Source organism: Mesorhizobium argentiipisi (SeqCode) (assembly GCF_037179585.1).
Taxonomy (GTDB): domain Bacteria; phylum Pseudomonadota; class Alphaproteobacteria; order Rhizobiales; family Rhizobiaceae; genus Mesorhizobium; species Mesorhizobium argentiipisi.
Map to the genome: position 1 here is coordinate 1 of NZ_JAPYKO010000055.1, position 18,074 is coordinate 18,074.

The 18,074-nt window shown below is 64.0% G+C and carries 13 protein-coding genes and 3 pseudogenes; 9 read left to right on the forward strand and 7 right to left on the reverse strand.

Annotation, left to right across the window (positions count from 1 at the left end; genetic code table 11):
- Nucleotides 1–281: 281 nt before the first annotated feature.
- The 7 genes from O7A05_RS33175 to O7A05_RS33205 all read right to left on the reverse strand — a co-directional run bounded on the left by O7A05_RS33175 (nt 282) and on the right by O7A05_RS33205 (nt 8,327).
- Nucleotides 282–1,340 (reverse strand): D-alanine--D-alanine ligase family protein, encoded by a 1,059-nt coding sequence (locus tag O7A05_RS33175; protein ID WP_337097591.1) that lies wholly within the window; start codon nt 1,338–1,340, stop codon nt 282–284.
- 100 nt (nt 1,341–1,440) lie between these two features.
- Nucleotides 1,441–2,313 carry an SMP-30/gluconolactonase/LRE family protein gene (locus O7A05_RS33180; RefSeq protein ID WP_337097592.1) on the reverse strand — a complete coding sequence of 291 codons (873 nt, stop codon included), beginning with the start codon at nt 2,311–2,313 and terminating at the stop codon, nt 1,441–1,443.
- Nucleotides 2,313–2,951, reverse strand: coding sequence for a 2-dehydro-3-deoxy-6-phosphogalactonate aldolase (locus O7A05_RS33185; RefSeq protein WP_337097594.1), 639 nt, complete (start codon nt 2,949–2,951; stop codon nt 2,313–2,315). Before O7A05_RS33185 ends, O7A05_RS33180 begins: the two co-directional genes overlap by 1 nt.
- Complete coding sequence (locus O7A05_RS33190) at nt 2,948–3,883, reverse strand: 2-dehydro-3-deoxygalactonokinase (protein ID WP_337097596.1); 936 nt, start codon at nt 3,881–3,883, stop codon at nt 2,948–2,950. Before O7A05_RS33190 ends, O7A05_RS33185 begins: the two co-directional genes overlap by 4 nt.
- Nucleotides 3,880–4,647 carry an SDR family NAD(P)-dependent oxidoreductase gene (locus tag O7A05_RS33195; protein ID WP_337097597.1) on the reverse strand — a complete coding sequence of 256 codons (768 nt, stop codon included), beginning with the start codon at nt 4,645–4,647 and terminating at the stop codon, nt 3,880–3,882. The genes O7A05_RS33190 and O7A05_RS33195 overlap by 4 nt, the downstream gene beginning before the upstream one ends.
- Nucleotides 4,648–4,910: 263 nt before the next feature.
- Complete coding sequence (locus O7A05_RS33200; RefSeq protein ID WP_337097599.1) at nt 4,911–6,260, reverse strand: putative bifunctional diguanylate cyclase/phosphodiesterase; 1,350 nt, start codon at nt 6,258–6,260, stop codon at nt 4,911–4,913.
- 267 nt (nt 6,261–6,527) lie between these two features.
- Nucleotides 6,528–8,327: a GtrA family protein gene (locus O7A05_RS33205; protein WP_337097600.1), complete on the reverse strand. Its 1,800-nt coding sequence runs from the start codon at nt 8,325–8,327 to the stop codon at nt 6,528–6,530.
- Nucleotides 8,328–8,453: 126 nt separating this feature from the next.
- On the opposite strand from O7A05_RS33205, the gene O7A05_RS33210 reads away from it, so the two are divergent.
- The 9 genes and pseudogenes from O7A05_RS33210 (at nt 8,454) to O7A05_RS33250 (ending at nt 17,905) form a co-directional block, all read left to right on the forward strand.
- On the forward strand, nt 8,454–9,458 hold the full coding sequence (locus O7A05_RS33210; protein ID WP_337097601.1) for a glycosyltransferase: 1,005 nt from the start codon (nt 8,454–8,456) through the stop codon (nt 9,456–9,458).
- Nucleotides 9,458–9,832 carry a GtrA family protein gene (locus O7A05_RS33215; protein WP_337097602.1) on the forward strand — a complete coding sequence of 125 codons (375 nt, stop codon included), beginning with the start codon at nt 9,458–9,460 and terminating at the stop codon, nt 9,830–9,832. The genes O7A05_RS33210 and O7A05_RS33215 overlap by 1 nt, the downstream gene beginning before the upstream one ends.
- An 81-nt stretch (nt 9,833–9,913) precedes the next feature.
- Complete coding sequence (gene gshB, locus O7A05_RS33220; protein ID WP_337097603.1) at nt 9,914–10,855, forward strand: glutathione synthase; 942 nt, start codon at nt 9,914–9,916, stop codon at nt 10,853–10,855.
- Between the two features lie 197 nt (nt 10,856–11,052).
- Nucleotides 11,053–12,003, forward strand: coding sequence for a glycosyltransferase family 8 protein (locus O7A05_RS33225; RefSeq protein WP_337097604.1), 951 nt, complete (start codon nt 11,053–11,055; stop codon nt 12,001–12,003).
- A 130-nt stretch (nt 12,004–12,133) separates the two neighbouring features.
- Nucleotides 12,134–12,650 (forward strand): annotated as a pseudogene (locus O7A05_RS33230) (magnesium chelatase domain-containing protein); the annotation flags it as partial.
- A 77-nt stretch (nt 12,651–12,727) separates the two neighbouring features.
- Nucleotides 12,728–12,955 (forward strand): annotated as a pseudogene (locus O7A05_RS33235) (cyclic nucleotide-binding domain-containing protein); the annotation flags it as partial.
- Nucleotides 12,956–13,139: 184 nt separating this feature from the next.
- Nucleotides 13,140–13,778, forward strand: a pseudogene (locus O7A05_RS33240) (magnesium chelatase domain-containing protein); the annotation flags it as partial.
- A 193-nt stretch (nt 13,779–13,971) separates the two neighbouring features.
- Nucleotides 13,972–16,518, forward strand: a complete 2,547-nt coding sequence (locus O7A05_RS33245) for a hypothetical protein (RefSeq protein WP_337097605.1) — start codon at nt 13,972–13,974, stop codon at nt 16,516–16,518.
- Complete coding sequence (locus tag O7A05_RS33250; RefSeq protein ID WP_337097607.1) at nt 16,478–17,905, forward strand: hypothetical protein; 1,428 nt, start codon at nt 16,478–16,480, stop codon at nt 17,903–17,905. The genes O7A05_RS33245 and O7A05_RS33250 overlap by 41 nt, the downstream gene beginning before the upstream one ends.
- Nucleotides 17,906–18,074 lie beyond the last annotated feature (169 nt).

Here is an 18,074-nt window from a genome sequence, read left to right on the forward strand (position 1 = left end):
TACACCGCACTTGCCGCCCGCTCAGGCTCCAAGAAACTGGCTATCATCGCCGTCGCAAGGAAGCTCCTGGTCGTCCTCAACGCCATCATTCGCGACAAAACCGCATTCGCATGAACACAGTTGCCATTCCGTGACTTCGAGGCGCCGCTACGGTCCAGAATTCTGCTCCGCTGCGCTATACGGCCGAGGTCACGGAATGGATTCCAGGGTCTCCGCGCCGCCACTTCGCGGCTGCTCCGCCCTGGTATGACGAGGTTGTTAGGTCTCGGCCACTCTGGAGGTCACGACATCAACCTAATGGCGGCCGTCTCCGCCATCGCGTCGGCCAGGCTCATGCCCCATTGCTTTCGGCAATAGTCGCGGAAATCGAAGCAGGGCAGGCCGGGGCAGACTTCGAACTCGATGAGGTGCACGGTATCGTCGGCCTCGACCCTGAAGTCGACGGAAAAGACGTCCCGCAGGCCAAGAGCGCTTATCAGCTTTTGCACGATGGCGCGGATTTTCCGATCCGCCTCCGGCTGACTGGCGCCCACGGCCTCAAGTTCCGGCTCGGCATAGGTTCCCGCATCCTTCGCCGCCTGACCGGTGTCGCCATAAAGCGCCATCGAGTCGGCCATGGTCTGGAAATCGCCGCCGGAATCGACGAACACGATGCCGAGTGCTTCAGTGCCCGTTTCCGGTTTGAGCCCAAGGAAGCTCGCCCGCACGTTGCGGCCGGCGACATAGGGCTGGACGACGACATCGTCGCGGTAATGCGAAAAAACGCGCCGGCTAAGCTCCAGCGCATGGCCGAGATCGCTGACGCGCGAATCCGGCCAGATGCCGATCTTGGCGCCGAGCCGGTTGGGTTTCACGAACCAGCCTTTGGGCGAGGCCGGCGGCTCGACCAGCCATGCGCCATTGCGCGCCAGGCCGGCCTGTGGCGCCGGCAGGCCGAGCGCCGCGAGCACGGCGCCGGAACGCAGCTTGTCCTGGCAGAGCGCGAATAGCGAATCGTCGGCGCCGATGGTGCGCAGCCCGTTCAGCCGCGCAAGCGCCGGCGCCACGCCGCCCCGAAAATAAGCAATGCCGTCGGTCAGCGTCCAGACCAGCGTCATTGCCGGATCGGCTTTCGCCAGGATCGGCGCCGCGTCGTCGAGCTCGACAGGCTCGAAGGCGAGGCCGCGCTTCTTGCAAGCCTCGGCGAGCCGGCCGAACTCGGGCTTAAGGTCGGTCGACTGCGCCAGATAGGACGAGATTTCCAGGGCACGATCCGCCGGGTAGCCGTCGGCGGATAGGCGGTCGAGGCAGGCCTTTTCCGGTTCGTAGACGAGGATGAGGGTCGGCTTGTCCTGCGGCATGGAACGGTCTGCCTTGGTCAAAATCAGGGCGCTACCATCGCACGGCCGCGGCAATCGGCTTGCGGGAAACCGACCGGCGCGGGCGGTTGCGTGACAGCGTTCAGGCGATCAGCACGCGCGGCTCGAAGCGGCCTTTGACCGGAATGTCGAGCAGGAAGGTCATGCCGGCCTGCGGATCGAGAGCGCGCTGCTTCTCGTCCTTGCCTTTCCAGGCGGAGGTCACCGCCAGCCGGTCCGCTTTTGCACCAACAAAGGCCGGACAGGAGGCCTGCGTCACCGGCATGGCTATCTCGCGCAGCAGCGTGCCGTCCGGCGCATAGGCCTTCACCGCCTTGCCGCCCCAGACGGCGTTCCAGAGAACCCCGTCGCGGTCGACGACCGAGCCGTCGACATAGCCTTTCGAGGAGCGATGATCGACGAACACCTTCGGCTCGCCCCCGGGCAGGCCGGTCGCCGGATCGCAGGCGACGCGCATCAGAAGCCCGGTCGCTGTATCGGTGTAATAGGCGATCGTCCCATCCTCGCAAAAGCAGATCGAGTTCGAGACGGTGATGTCGGAAAACAGCCGGCGCAATTCGCCCTTGAAGAACCAGTAGATCGAGCCGGCGCCCTTCTCCTCGCCCTTGCCCATCGTGCCGGTCCAGAAAGCGCCGCAAGGATGGACGCGGGAATCGTTGGAGCGCGTCAGCGGATTGTCGGCCTCGATCGGCGTGTGCAGCGTCAGTCTGCCGGTCCTGACGTCCCTGACCTGCAGGCCGACCTCGGTGGCGATCAGCTGGCGCTCGTCGTCGATGACGGCGATGGCGCTGGCCATGACGCCCAGGTCATGCACCTTCAGCGCGCCGGCGAGCGGCTTTTCCAGAAGCTTGCCGTTGACGATGTCGAACCAGAACAGCGTGTCGGTGGCGGGATCGTAGCTCGGGCCTTCGCCGAGCTCGCAGATATGGTCGGAAAAAACCGAAACGCCATTCATCACGCCACTCCGAAAGCTTCGTCCCAGGCGGCGACCGCGGCGCGGGCGCGCTGCGCCACCTCTTCGACGCTGGCGCCCGGTCTGTAGAGGCTGGACCCAAGCCCGAAGACGCTGACGCCGACCGCCTTGTAGCCGGCAAAATCCTTGTCGGAAACGCCACCGACTGCGCCGATCAAGGTGGCGGGCGGCAGGACGGCGCGAATGGCCGCGATGCCGCTCGATCCAAGCACGCTCGCCGGGAAGAATTTCAGCGCCGAGGCGCCGAGCCGGATCGCTTGGAAGACTTCGGTCGGCGTGAATACGCCAGGCATCGTCACCATGGAGTAATGCATGGCGCGGCCCATGACCTCGGCGTCGATGTTGGGGCTGACCAGCAACTTGCCGCCGGCCTTGTGCAAGGCGTCGACATCTGCCGCCGTCAGCACAGTGCCGGCGCCGATCAGCGCGCTTTGCGGCAGCGCCTTGACCAGATCGGCGATGGAGACGAACGGCTCCGGCGAATTGAGCGGCACTTCGATGGCCTCGATGCCGGCGTCGTGGATGGCCCGGCCGATCGCCACCGCCTCGGAAGGCCTCAGCCCGCGCAGGATGGCGACAAGCCCGCGCTTGAGCTTCGGGAAGGGTGCGGTCTGGCTCATGAAGCGCCTCCAATCATGCCGTTCTCGCGCGCGGCCTCGACAAGGCCGGCACGCACCGCTTCATCGGCGTCCACGCTGCGGAAAGCAAGGCCGGCAAAACCGAGCGCCGCGCCATAAAGCGTGGCCAGCGCGCCCGAGGCGATGAGCACCACCGGCGCTTCGCTGGCGCCGTAGCGGCGCCTCGCCGAGGCGATCTCGCCGCCGATCAGCAGCCCGGACAGGCATGCCGCCGCGTCGGCGGGCTGCAGATCCTGCAGAAGCCCGGCGGCGCGGATGGCAAACAGTTTCGAGGTGACGTCGCCACCTTCGCCCAAGGCCCGCTCGCACCATTGCCGGAAGAACGGGCTGTCCGCGGCGACCGGAGCGGGATGCTCGCCCAGCGAATGCTTCAGGATCGAGTGCGTGGCCAGCACGGAAAACAATTCGCCGGTCGGCCAGGTGCCGAAACCTTCGACCGCGCCGTCCGCGACCGCTACCCATTTGGAATGCGTGCCGGGCATGCAGACGAGGTCGCGTCCTTTTGCCGGCAAACCGGCGCCGGCAAGCTGGGTCTCCTCGCCGCGCATGACATCCGGCGCGTCGGCCAGGCGCTGCGCGAGGCCCGGCACGATGCGGATATCGCGGCGCGAGCCCTCGACGCGGGCGGCGCCGCGCAAAATGGCGCCGATCGGCGCCGGCACGGTGACGTAGGGCGCCTCGATCCAGCCTTGCCGCGAGCCGGCCATGCCGCAGATGATGACCGGCAACGTATCCGGCGCGCCCATGGCGGCAAGGTGGCCTTCCAGCATCTTGGCAAAACCCTTTTCGCGGGCGGTGATCAGCCCGTCGTCGCCGCGCCGCTCGGCAAGCACCTTGCCCGTGCCGTCGAGCAGCCAGGCCCTGAGCCTGGTCGTGCCCCAGTCGAGCGCCGCGACCGCGGGTGCCGGGCTCACAGGAAGCCTCCATCGACGATCAGCATCTGTGCGGTCAGCATGCGCGAGGCGTCCGACGCCAGGAACAGCACCGTGCCCACCATGTCGTCGGGCTGCATGACATCCTTGATGCATTGCTTGGCGACATGGGCGGCAAGCGCCTCGTCGGTGACCCAGAGCTTGCGCTGCCGTTCGGTGATGACCCAGCCTGGCGCCACCGCGTTGACGCGGATGCGGTCCTGCCCAAGCTTGCCGGCAAGGCCCTTGGTGAGGCCGAGTATGCCCGCCTTGGCCGCGGTGTAGGCCGGCATATCGGGGTGATTGATCAGATAGGAGGTGGAGGTGAAGTTGATGATCGCCCCGCCGCCGGCGCGCTTCATGCCGGGTGCCACCGCTTGGGCGGTGAAGAAATGCGGGCGCAGGTTGATGGCGAGATTGTTGTCCCAGAATTCGACGGTGACGTCTTCCACCGCGTGACGCTCATCGAGCGCGGCATTGTTGACCAGCGTCGTGACGTCGCCATGCGCCTCAGCCACCTTGGCAACGGCCGCGCGCAGCGCCTCGATGTCGCGCAGGTCGGCCTTGAGATAGAGCGGGCGGCGGCCGAGCTCCTTCTCCAATCGGTCGGCAAGGGCCATGCTTGGCTTGTCAGCGATGTCGATGAAAGCGACCTTGGCGCCCTGCCGCACAAAACCTTCGGTCAGCGCCGCGCCGATGCCGGAGCCGCCGCCGGTGATCAGCACCGAGGCGCCGTCGAGGTCGGCGAAACGCGCCGATGGCATCATGATCTGTTCTCCCTTTGGCCGGCGCGCATCCTAGCCACGCCGGGCCGGGGGGCAAGGGCGAAAAGGTGGATTCGGTAGCTTATGTCCGACAAATGAGGTCTGCACCTCACCCAGCCTCCGCTTCGCTCGGCTGACCTCTCCCCGAGGGGAGAGGAGATTGCCGGCGTCGGCGCCAGTCTCTTCTCCCCACGGGGAGAAGGTGGTCGCGAAGCGGCCGGATGAGGGGCCGGCGCAGTCATATGCGGTTAGGCGCCGCGAATTGGTCAGATCGCCTTGGCGTGCAGCGCGCCACGATAGGAATCGCGCAGATAGCCGAGCGTGGCGTCGGCATCGGCCGGCTTGCCGAACAGGTAGCCCTGCCCGCCGGCGCAGCCGAACTGGACGAGACGGTCGGCCTGCGCTTCGTCCTCGATGCCCTCGGCGACGACATCCATGCCGAGCCCTTCGCACATGGCCAGGATGGCGCGGATGATGTGTTCTGAGGGCCGGTCGTCGAGGATGGAGGAGACGAAGGCGCGGTCGATCTTGAGCTTGTCGAAGTGGAACTCGCGCAGGCGGCCGAGCGACGACTGGCCGGTGCCGAAATCGTCGAGTGAGACGCGGATGCCGACGCGGCGCAAATCCTCGACGATCTTCTCGGCCGAGGCCGGATCGTTCATCAAGCCGGTCTCGGTGATCTCGATCTCCAGCCGGCGCGGATCGAAGCCGGTGCGGTCGAGTATGGCCAGGATATGCAGGCCGGTGTTCTGGTCGACAAGCTGCGACGGCGACAGGTTGAAGGACAAGAACAGCTCTTTTGGCCAGCTGCGCGCCGCCTCGGTCGCCTTGCGCAGCACCAGCTGCGACAGCGGGCCGATGATACCGCGTTCCTCGGCGATCGGGATGAAGACAGATGGCGGCACCACGCCGAGGTCGCGGTCAGTCCAGCGCGCCAGCGTCTCGAAGCCGATGGTGCGGCGGCTGTTCAAGTCGACGATCGGCTGGAAATGCGGCTCGACCTCGCCGGCCGAGACGGCGCGGCGCAGCGCCTGCTCGATGCGGGTGACGCGCTTGGCCGCCTCTTCCATCTCGCGGGTATAGACGACGACGCGGCCGCGGCCCGAACGCTTGGCGTGATAGAGTGCGGTCTCGGCTTTGTTGAGGAGGATCTCGGTGGTCTCGTCGCCCGAATAGAACAGCGAGCAGCCGACCGAGGCCGAGAGCCTGGCGGTGCGCTCGCCGACGTCATAAGGCGCCGACAAGATCTCGATCAGCATGCGCGACGTCTCGGCTGCCTGCTCCTCCGAGAACACCATCGGGTAGAGGAAGGCGAACTCGTCGGCGCCGATGCGGCAGACGGTGGAATAGCCGTCCATCGAGGCGCGCAGCCGCATCGCCACCTGGACCAGGATGTCGTCGCCGGCCTTGTGACCGAACAGGTCGTTGATCGGCTTGAAGCCGTCGAGGTCGAGGATGCCGACGGTAAACGGCGCGGGATCGTCGGCGCGGTCGCTGATCAGGCGATCGACCTTGTCGAAGAAGCGACGGTGGTTGCCGAGCCCGGTCAACGAATCGGTGAAGGCCAGATCCGTGTTTTCCTTGGCCGGCCGATCGGTGCCAAACGTCGTTTGCATCATATCTCTGTTCTGATGTCGGTATTTTCAGCCAGACTGACAGCAAACCGTTTAGGAAACGTATCGGAAAATCGATTTTTCCATCGCCCGGATGTCACGTGCGTCGCGGGCGGTGGTTCAGCTTCGGGCAAAGAACGCTAGTCCAGCCCCAAATATTCATTTATGCGTAGTCTCTAATGGAGATATCGAACGGTTCTTTTCCGGCGATGCAGCTTCCATTCAAGTAATTGCGATCCAAAGACCGTTTCGCACTTTCGCGACATTGCTTTAGCTGGCTTGCTTTACGCGATAGAGCTCGATCGGGCTGCCCTTGGTCTCGCTGACCGGCTCGAGCCAGTCCGGCACAGAGCCGCGCAACAGGCCGGCAAGGAAGCCCTGCGGGGCTTTCCGGGTGAGGATCAGGGTCTCGACATTGCCGGGGCAGATGGCGACGAGGCCGACGCGATGCGCCTCGACGATTGCGCGCGCGTCATCGGCCGAGCCGAGAAAGGCGTCCAGCGCCAGGAGATTGCCGGCGACATTGCGGTGGTAGGGGCCGGCGAAGACGCGATGGCCGCTATAGACGACGACCGGCGCACCAAGATTGGAGATCGTCAGCACGGTGGTATCGGCCATGGCGCCAAGCGGTGCGAAGGTGGCCTTCTTCTCGCAAGTCTTGTCCGTGGTGCCGCCGTCGGCGACGGGCTTGTCTTTTTCCAAGGCGACCGAGGCGGCCGCGGCGACGCCTGTCCAGACCGGGTTCATCGAGACCAGCCAGACGGCCGCAAGGCGCAGCGCCATGCCCAGCGAGGAGCTTGTTTCGGCCCGCGCCCGCCATTTGGCGATCCAGGCTGACAGCGGGACGACCGCGAAGGCGATCGAAAAGGTGGTGCCGCGCACCTGCCAGACGCCGACCACGAAAGCGACGGCGAGCAGTGCGGCGACGAGGCTGTCCTGCCGCCGCCAGCCGCCGCGGCGCAAACGCAGCGCCATCAGGATGATCGCGACCAGCGGCGTGGCGTAACGCGCCGCCACGCGCGCCGGATCACGGACAAGCAGCGTGAACAGCGATTGGGCTTCGTCGACATGGTCGAGCCACAGTTCCTTGAGGCGCGGATCGAGGGAGCCATAGGGCGCGGAGAGGCATTGCGGGAACAGCACCGCAACGACCACGCCGAGGACGACCCCCAGCGCGGCGAGCGACCCTAGCCTGCGCCCCCAGCTGCCGGCTGCGGGCTCGACAGAGGCGATCGCCGCCAGCCCCACGCCGGCAATGGCCGCGACGAGGAACTGGACGACCGAGAAGGCGTCGCACTGAGCCGCGCCCCATGCGGAAGGCGAAACCGTCGTGACGAAGACAAGCGCCGCGACGCCGGCGAAGCCGAGGCCGAAATCCTGAGCGATCATCCGCTCGCCGGCCGGATCGGCGACGAACAGCAGCGCTACGCAAACGCCGATGGTGGCGACGTAGGGCACCGTCTCCATGCCGACGGCGAGCGTCAGCGCGGCGCAGAAGCCGGACAGCATCGCTGCCCAGCGCCGCGCGGGCGCCTCGAGCAGCAGAGCGAGGCTCGCCATGGTGAGCATCAGCTGGATGTTGTGGTGGTCGAGCGCGCCGGGGTCGTAGATGCCGATGAAGTAATAGCCGGCGGCGCCGACCAGGATGGCGGGCAGCACCGCGCCGCCGCCGCCGAAGCTGCGCGCGGCGCGGGCGGTGAAGAACAAGGTCGCCCAAAAGAGCAGCGACGGCCACAGCACCTGCGCCACGTCCTCGCCAAGCGGCCTGCTGCCGGTGAGCGCCGAGGCGGCAAGCGCGATGGCGGCGATCGGCGCATCGACCAGCCGCGACCAATGCATGACGAAGCCGCCTTCCAGCCCCATCCGGTATTGGTGCAGGTCGAACCAGCCCTGGCCGGCCAGCAGGTCGCGGACCTCGACGAGACGCAGCAGATTGTCGTTGTCACCGCCGGCATCGGTCAGCTGGCCGAAGCCGGCCCACGCATCGACGGCGAAGGCGAGCAGGGCGACCAGCAGGGCCAGCACCAGATCGGACTTCCAGGTGGCGGCGCCGTTCTCGGCTGTGCCCATTGCGGCGGCCTTCGATGGAGAGGATCGGTTTTAAACCTAGCCTTAACGGCTTCAATAAATAGTAAAACGACTCGACGGGGCCGGCATAAGGACGGCCAGGGCTGGATCGGGCGCCCGGAGACAGACATGCCGCATGCAGTCCGCCACGAGCCGGTCATCGCCGTGCTCTTGCCTTGCTACAATGAGGAGCTGACGATCGGCGAGGTCGTGCGGCGCTTCCGCGAGACGCTGCCTTCGGCCGCGATCTATGTCTACGACAACAATTCCAAGGACCTTACCGCGCTGAAAGCCCGCGCCGCCGGCGCCACCGTCGTGCGCGAGCCGCGCCAGGGCAAGGGCAATGTGGTGCGGCGCATGTTCGCCGACATCGACGCCGACATCTATGTTATGGCCGACGGCGACGGCACCTACGCGCCGGAGGATGCGCCGCAGCTGATCAACGTGCTGCAGACCGAGCGCTCCGACATGGTGGTGGGCACCAGGCGCGGCGTGACCGACGATGCCGGCCGCAACGGCCACGCCTTCGGCAATCGCGTCTTCAACCGCCTCTACAAGGGCCTGTTCGGAACCGACTTCACCGATATCTTCTCCGGCTACCGGGTGTTTTCGCGCCGCTTCGTCAAGAGTTTCCCGGCCGTGTCCGGCGGCTTCGAGATCGAGACCGAGATGTCGGTGCATGCCTCGCAGCTGAAGCTGCCGGTGAGCGAGATGGCGCTCGATTACGGCCGCCGCCCGGAGGGCTCGTCGTCGAAACTGTCGACCTTCCGCGACGGCGCCAGGATCCTGTGGATGTTCGCCATGCTGGTGAAGGAGACGCAGCCACTGCGCTTCTTCGGCACGTTCGCGCTGTTCTTCCTGGCGGCCAGCATCGGCCTGATGATCCCGGTGCTGATCGAATTCGCCGAGACGGGGCTGGTGCCGCGCATGCCGACCTGGGTGCTGTCGATCGGCATGCTGCTCCTGGCCATGCTCTCGATGATGACCGGTTTCATTCTCGATTCCGTGTCGCGCGGCCGGGCCGAGCAGAAGCGCATCTTCTACCTGTCGATTTCCTCCGGCCGGGCCGAGCGCGGGATACCGGCGCAGACCTCGCCCAAGAGCGAGCCGGGCAAGTCCTCGCGGGCGGCATAGTGGGCCGCCTCTTCCGCTTCACCCTTGCCGGCGGCATCGGCTTCGTCGCCGACGCGGCGGCGCTCTGGCTGCTGCTTGCCGCGACGCCGCTCGGCGCGCTCTTAGCGCGCGTGCTATCGATCGGCTTTGCGCTCTGCGTCACCTGGCAAGTGAACCGCCATCTCACCTTCGCACCGTCGAGCCGGAGCGTCGCGCAGGAAGGCGCCCGCTATGGCGGCGTCGGCATCGCCACCAGCATCGTCAATTACCTGGTCTACTGCGCCATCCTGTTCGCGCTGCCGGCGCTACCGCCGCTGGCGGCGCTCGCCATTGCCTCGATTGTCGCGATGACGCTGTCCTTCCTCGGCTATTCGCGCCTGGTCTTCGACCGATAGAACTTCTGCACCAAGCGAGCACGATTGGCAGGCGCCGCCGATTTCCTTATATCGGGCGTCTGAGTTCCCCGGAGACCAAAAATGCCGCTGAAGATCGCCGTCCAGATGGACCATGTCTCCACCGTGTCGGTCGCCGGCGACACCTCCTTTGCGCTGTCGCTGGAGGCGCAGCGGCGCGGCCACAAGCTCTTCCACTACACGCCCGACCGGCTGTCGATGCTGGGCGGCAAGGTGTTCGCGCGCGTCGAGGAGATGCAGGTGCGCGACGAGAAGGGCAACCACTATTCGCTCGGCGAGAAGGTGCGCACCGACCTCTCCGAGATGGATGTCGTGTTGCTCAGGCAAGACCCGCCCTTCGACATGAACTACATTACCACCACGCACATATTGGAGCGCATCCATCCGAAGACGCTGGTGGTCAACGACCCGGCCTGGGTGCGCAACAGCCCGGAAAAAATCTTCGTCACCGAATTCCCGGACTTGATGCCGGAGACGCTGATCACCAAGGATCCGATGGAGGTGGCCGCTTTCCGCAAGGAGTTCGGCGATATCATCGTCAAGCCGCTCTACGGCAATGGCGGCGCCGGGATCTTCCATCTGCACGAGGCCGACCGCAACCTCGCCTCGCTGCTCGAAATGTTCGGCCAGCTGTTCCGCGAGCCCTATATCGTGCAGCGCTATCTCAAAGACGTGCGCAAGGGCGACAAGCGCATCATCCTGATCGACGGCGAGCCGGTCGGCGCCATCAACCGCGTGCCGGCCGAGCACGATTCCCGCTCCAACATGCATGTCGGCGGCCGCGCCGAAAAGACCGAGCTGACCGAGCGCGAGCGCGAGATCTGCGCCCGCATCGGACCGGCGCTGAAGCAACGCGGCTTCATCCTGGTCGGCATCGACGTGATCGGCGACTACATGACCGAGATCAACGTCACCTCGCCGACTGGTGTGCGCGAGGTGCGCCGTTTTGGCGGGGCGGATATCGCCAGCCTGTTCTGGGATTGCGTTGAGGGGAAGCGGGGATAATTCCCTCCACGATGCAGGTGGCGCTCCATGAATCGGATCTGCCGATGCTCTTGAAGAGGATGACGGGTGAACCTCACGCCGGGCTACGAGCTATTTGAGAGGCGAGCTGCCAACGTCCTACCTATGACCGTGAAGGCTCTCGCTCTCTACCCACTATGGCAGGGCCTAGTTCTCCGTTTTTCAGGAGCCGCATTTTCATGATAATTGTCACTGCAAGCGACAATAACTTTGTGCCTGGACTCTTTTTATTCTTATTTTCTGCTTGGATTCATAATCGAGAGGCGAAATTCGTCGTTATCGACGCGGGAATAGTGCCCGCGACCGTGACAGAGCTTCGCCGTTTTTGTGAACGAAAAGGAATTGACTGTCAGATCGTCCAAGCAGACGCCGAGCGGATTTCCGATCTGCCGACAAGAGGCAAGCTGCTGACGACTGCGGCATATGCCCGAATACTCATTCCCGAGATATTGCCTGATTGCGACAAGGCCATCTACATGGATGCGGATACGCTGGTGGTATCCGATCTCGGCGATCTCTGGTCGGCGGACTTGGGCGACAATTTGGTCGCCGGCGTGATTGACGGCTTTGTCGAGCAGGAAGAACTCGACGATATCGAAATGTCCCGGAATGAATATATCAATTCGGGCGTTCTGACTATGAACCTCGTTGCCTGGCGCAGAGAAGGCATTGCGGACAGGATCTTTGCAAAAGTTCGGGAAACCGCCAAGTCGCGGTACCTCGACCAGACTGCCTTGAATACGGTGGTGCGCGGACGGGTTCTTTTCCTGGGCAGGGAATGGAATTTCTTTTCAGAGCGGTATGTGGAAATCGAACGGCGGCTTCCCAAGGTGATCCACTATGCGGGATCGGCCAAGCCCTGGCGCTATAGGCGCGTGCCTTTCGCCGATGTTTTCAATTTCTACAAAACCCTGTCCGGGTTGGATATTCCGGAGGGGACACTGATGTTGAAATCCGCCCGTAGGCGGAAGATGATCCTTGGCCTTATCGGGCTGCGAAGAAAATACTGGTCCTCCGCCCTGGCAACTCACTACTATCGCAGTCGATTCACCAAGCCGCATCTACGAGGCCTGGGTAGGATGTTCTCGAAGGTTCCGTTGCCGCCGCAACATTCGACTGCTGCGCCGTAACGAGAAGCGCGGTTGCGTGCGTTCCCGTAATGTTCTTGCCGAACACGAAAATCTGTGGTTGTCTAGCCTGACCTCGCTCGCGGTTTGATCGTAGAGCCGCGTGCGAGCCAGCATCGGGGGCTTGGACAAAATGGTGGCGCGGGTTCGCACGGTGGCTTTCCAGGGCATTGAGGCTTTGCCGGTCGATGTCCAGGTGATGGTCGGGCCGGGTAAGGTCGGCATGCAGATCGTCGGCCTGCCGGACAAGGCGGTGGCCGAAAGCCGCGAGCGCGTGCAGGCGGCGCTGCATGCCTCGGGCCTGTCGATGCCGTCGAAGAAGGTAACGGTGAATCTCGCGCCGGCCGATCTTCCCAAGGAAGGCAGCCATTACGACCTGCCGATCGCGCTCGGGCAGATAAGCGGCGCTTGGCGCCATTCCGGGCGACATGCTGGCAGGTTATGTCGTTCTTGGCGAATTGTCGCTCGACGGCACCATCGCGGGCGTGGCCGGTGCGCTGTCGGCGGCGATCGGCGCCAATGCCGAAGGCAAGGGCCTGATCTGTCCCTTCGCCTGCGGGCCGGAGGCGGCCTGGGCGGGCAAGGATTTCGACATATTGGCACCGCGCAGCCTGATCGCGATCGCCAACCATTTTCGCGGCACGCAGGTGGCTTTCCTGGCCCTTGATGTCGGCGAGGTCGGGCAGGTCGTGCGCGGCGAGCTGGATCCCGGCTTCGGGCCGCGACAGCAGTCGCGACGCCGAACCCGGTGGAACTTGGCCCTGGCGCCTTCTTCGGCGAGATGGCCCTGATCACCGGCGAACCGCGTATCGCGACCGTCAGCGCCGCAACGGCGGTCTCGCTGCTATCGCTGCACTCGGCGGATTTCCAGATGCTGTGCAGCAGCAGCCCGGAGATAGGGGAAATCATCCGCAAGACCGCGCTCGAACGGCGCAGCGCGGCACCGACGACTTGACCGTACCAGCTGCGCAGTCCCGGACTCTGTATCATATCGGCCCCAGGATCGTCGCTGGACGGCGCCCTTCGTGTTCCCGTAATGTTCTTGCGCGCCGCGCAAATCTGTGGTTGTCTAGGCTGATTTCGCTCGCGGGCTGATCGCAGCGCCGCGCAGGAGCCTGCATCCGGGGGGCGCGAGAAACATGGTGGCGCGGGTTCGCACGGTGGCTTTCCAGGGCATTGAGGCTTTGCCGGTCGATGTCCAGGTGATGGTCGGGCCGGGTAAGGTCGGCATGCAGATCGTCGGCCTGCCGGACAAGGCGGTGGCCGAAAGCCGCGAGCGCGTGCAGGCGGCGCTCCACGCGTCGGGCCTGTCGATGCCGTCGAAGAAGGTGACGGTGAACCTCGCGCCGGCCGATCTTCCCAAGGAAGGCAGCCATTACGACCTGCCGATCGCGCTCGGCCTGATGGCGGCGCTTGGCGCCATTCCGGGCGACATGCTAGCCGGTTACGTGGTGCTTGGCGAATTGTCGCTCGACGGCACCATCGCGGGCGTGGCCGGCGCGCTCCCGGCGGCGATCGGCGCCAATGCGGAGAGCAAGGGCCTGATCTGTCCCTTCGCCTGCGGGCCGGAGGCGGCTTGGGCGGGCAAGGATTTCGACATATTGGCGCCGCGCAGCCTGATCGCGATCGCCAACCATTTTCGCGGCACGCAGGTGCTGTCGCGGCCCGAAGCCGGCGTCCAGCTCGCCGCGCGCGACCTGCCCGACCTCGCCGACATCAAGGGCCAGGAAAGCGCCAAGCGGACGCTGGAGGTGGCGGCCGGCGGCCACAATCTGCTAACATTGTGGCTAATTAAACGGCGCGCCATGATCGAGGCCAGAAAAGGCCGATAGGTGGCCAGAACCGATCACTCGCAGCTAATTTTCCGATGAAATCAGGCCGGAGGCACTGTCACGATTTTCATGCTTCTAACCGCAACCTGCCAATCGATCCTCTCTACGAAAATAATGTCCGAACAGCTATGTTGCGGCTATGCGTTCTGATGACCGAATTGAGGAAGCTATCGCCGGAGGCAAACGAAATGCCGAAGTGATGGAACTTGTCGGCAATTGGTGTGCGCATGCCCGCGCCAAGCGCATGGGCGGAGTGGGCATGATCGAGCAGATGACCGGCCTCCCAATTAGCCATTTCTCGATGGAGTGCGATCATGCACCGGGTGGTGGAATAGCCGCATGGGACTTCGGCGAGTCCGCGCTCGATTTCTACGACCGCAATTGCACATCCTGCACGAAGCGCAAGCCTGTCGGCCTGCCCAATCTCTCCAAACTTGTCACCGAGCGAGCCCAGGCGCGCAAGATCGCCGCCGGACGCGAGCAAGTCGAGTTGGAAAGGCTCGCTCGCGAGTTGGAGGAGCGCGCCCAAGCCCGTCAGCTTCTTCGTAAGCAGGTGGACGCGGTCAATCAGTCCCTGATCGACGATCTCGACACTTTTGATCGCAAACATGAGGATGTCGACCGCAAGCGGCTGAGTGAAGCGGCCAAACTCGCTCCCGAACGCATCGACAGGAAGCTGCTCGATCTCCTCTTCAACCAGTCGGGCGCGACAACCTCACTGGCGCTGGTCGCGCTCGAAGTAGCCTCCCACGTCGTGCCGAACGAGCGTCGCACGGTCCTCCTTGCACAGCGACTGTTCAGCAGCGGCGCAGACGGGCGGACTGCGGCGAATGTTCTGATCGCCAATTTAGAGACGATGAACGACGGTGACTTAGTCGACCTCGTTCCTGCGGCCGCAGAACTGGCTTGTCCCGATCGCGAACGATTCGGCGGCGCAAAGCCGCACTCGTCACCGAAGCTATTCCTGGCAATGTGGAAGGCCAACCCGGAGGCGGTCCACGCTGGCATCGGCCGGCTACTCGACCGGAAAACCGTGCCGAGTTCGCAACTCGCCGGGCGGGCGATGGGCCTTATCATCGAATATGACTCTGGCGCCGCGAAGACTTTCGTCCGGGAGGCGGCCTCACGCTACGTTCGCGCGCATCAGTTGCTGCCCGATTTGGACCGATATGAAAATCTCGGGGATCTGGCCGGGGCAATCGACCTCATACTTACGCTGGAGCCCGAAGCGCTGGATGCGGTACTTCAGGACCTTGCGATCGGAGCGAACGTCGAGGCACAGCGCAATATCGCCAGCATCTATGCCGAAGCCTGGCGAGACCGGCTGCGCGGCAAGAAGGACAAGCCTCACCCAGAACCGCGGCTGCGTCTCGGCCTGGACCGGCTGATCTGGCTCCCCGCAAAGATGTTCGATAGTGATGTGCTGCGCACGGTTTCGGGTGCCTTTCGAAATCCGCCCAACGAAGTCGAGGCACTGCTCGAGCAGCATACCGACAAGCTCATCGGCGCAGCGCTGTTGCTCGACGAGACGGTTGCGGACAAGAAGCGCAGTCAGAGCGACGCTACACCGTTGTCGCAGCAGATCGAATGGCAGAACCTTAGTTCGGCCGCGTACGAGGTCATCGAGCAATTCCTAAAAGCGGCGGCCAAGGTCTCGAAAACCGAAGACGCGAAGGCGAAATACATCGCCGCGATCCAAGCCATCCCAGAAGAACGAGCGATGCTGCGCGGGGTTGCCACCAAGTCCGCGATGAAAATGGCGGAAAGTGTCGAGGGCTTGAAGGCGGTGCTGCCAACCCTCTATTCGGGTCTGGTCGGCGCGAGCGTGCTGGGCCGTGCCCATGCCGCAATGGCATTGGCGGACATTCCGTCGCGCGGAAAGCAAAACCTTCCGGCTCTGGTCTACGAAGCCTTTTGCGTGCTGTTGCTCGACCAGTTCGTTGCGGTGCACAAGTCGGCGGTTCGAACGCTCAGTCGCATCTCTCTGCCGGAAGATCTGAAAACGCGCGCCGCGCTGGCGCTGTTCCATCTGGTTTCGGCTTACTCAGGCGCTGAGAAGGACGATAGGTTCCTACTAGAATGCGTCGACCGGCTTGCTCGGCTGGCCGATCATCTTCCTGATCCCGATAAACTTCGCGAATTTCTGTGCCTAGCGACCCTCAAGTCTGATCCCGTGTTTGTCCGCTCGGAAGTGCGTGCCCTACGCTTTTCACTCGGCAAGAGCGAAAACTTCCCGCTAATCGTGGCCCATGTCCTTCCGCAACATACGGGCAGCCTGAATGGACACGACCTAGAAGCCGACCTCATCCAGACGATGACTCCGGCTGCGATCCTTAAGCACAAGGACCGCCTCGCAGAAGTCGCGAATGAAATTGCCGAAAGGTCGATGTGGCTGTCGACCATGATCACCGACAGCCTATACCGTGCCGGCGCGCGCGAGGAGGCGGCGGCGCTGCTTGATAGTATGGCCACCGCCTTCGGGACCAGCGTGAAGGACAAGCAGCGGGCCTTGTTCGTGGGTTTTCCATTGCTCGCCTACAAAATGGAGGCGGCTCTAGCTGCTGGCAACGATGCGGCCTGGGCGACACTGGCCGGCGAATGGGATGCGCAGGTGACCGCCCAGAGGGCGCTCCTGGAGGACAAACGTGCACGCGATTCTCGAAGTCGTTTTTCCTTCCCGCATTAAGGCCGTCCGCGCGCTCCTCGCGCCTGCCGGTCCTGACGCCGCCGCGAACCTCTCTATCGCCGCTGACGAGGTTCGTGCGAGCTTTGCTCGGGTTCATGAGGAAGCTGGCCAAGCCGACTGGCAGGGGCTGGCCGAAGCCCTCGACATTTCCAGCAAGCTTCGCTTGTGGCACCAAGCAGTGCGCGACGGTGAAGCCGATGCCGAACGCTTTCTGAAGGCAGCGCGTCTGCAACGCTCCGAATGGCTGACCGCCGATGCAGGGTATGCCCACGAGCTAAAGAGCAAGCTTGCGGTGGTAGACGGCGAATTTAGCGCCAGCGACGTCAGTGCCGTGCTCGATAGCCTTGCGCGCGTGCCATTTCCAATTGGGATATTTACAAGGGAAGAACGAAAGACGCCGCGCTGGCTACCGGATGAAAAGAAAGCTAAGCCTGAACTCGCCGTTGCCTTCCTCGAATTCCGGATCAATGGCGAGGAAGCGGCGGCTATCCATCGCTTGGCCGCCAACACGCTGCACGATCTCGAACTCATCTTGCGCGTGTCGCGCTGGCCAGAGGAGGCCGAGCGGCTGCTGCTGAAGCCGGTGTCCGTCGAGCCCGAGGACCTGTGGGAACTTCCCCAGTTCACATTCGAGCGGCCGGGTGGCGGAGCGCCGTTCATGCTTGAGGCACACGGGCGTCTTGCCATCCGGATGCCGATGGCGCTCGGGGCTCGCCCGCTAGAATTCCTCTATGCAGCCGAGTTCGCTCCGGTCGGCGCTGAGCAACCGATAGCGGTCGCGGGTCATCGGAGCTTAAGGCTCGATAGTTCGGACGCCAGCGATCACCTAGTGACCGGCTACCCCTCGCTCGACCACAAGATGATCGAACTCCGCGATGCCCTACGCGCCGAGCCAAGGGTTCCAGAGCGCGAGACCGGCATCGCCTTGCGCCTTGCCAAGCCGCTCGCCAATTTAGTGGGGCAAGCTATCCAAGATAACATCTTCCCAAAACCGATCGACGAAGCGACGCTGGAAAAACGCGTCACCGAGCATCTTCGGCGTCATCCTGAAATTGGGGTCGAACTGGAGGTTCAGGCGCATTCGGGTGGAGGCCGCACTGATCTCTCTCTGCAGCAGGTCCGGGTCGAACTGAAGGTCAAGAACGACTCGGCGCTGACTCAGGAGGATTTGAACAGGTTCGCGTTCCAGGCCGCGGCTTATGCTGTGAGTTCGGACAAGACGATTGCCATTCTGTGTGTCTTAGACGGGTCGCCGAAAAGCGGCCCGCCAATCCCGATGCCGGAAGCCGTACGAGTTATTCCAGTTCAGCCTGCCGATCGGCCGATCTACGTCATCGCATTTATTCTCCAGGGCAATCTCGCGCGACCGAGTGATCTGTCACGTTGACTGTAGCCCCATTTGTAGGCGCTGCTCAAATGGCTGCTTTCGGTGTCAAACGGCTTCCAAAACTGACCCCGGATCGGCGTCCAATTTTGACCCCCCTTATGTAATACGCGGCGGTCAGCGTTCGCCCGGGCGGAGCTGGTCAGAGTTGCGCAGCCCGGGCGAGCGCGGA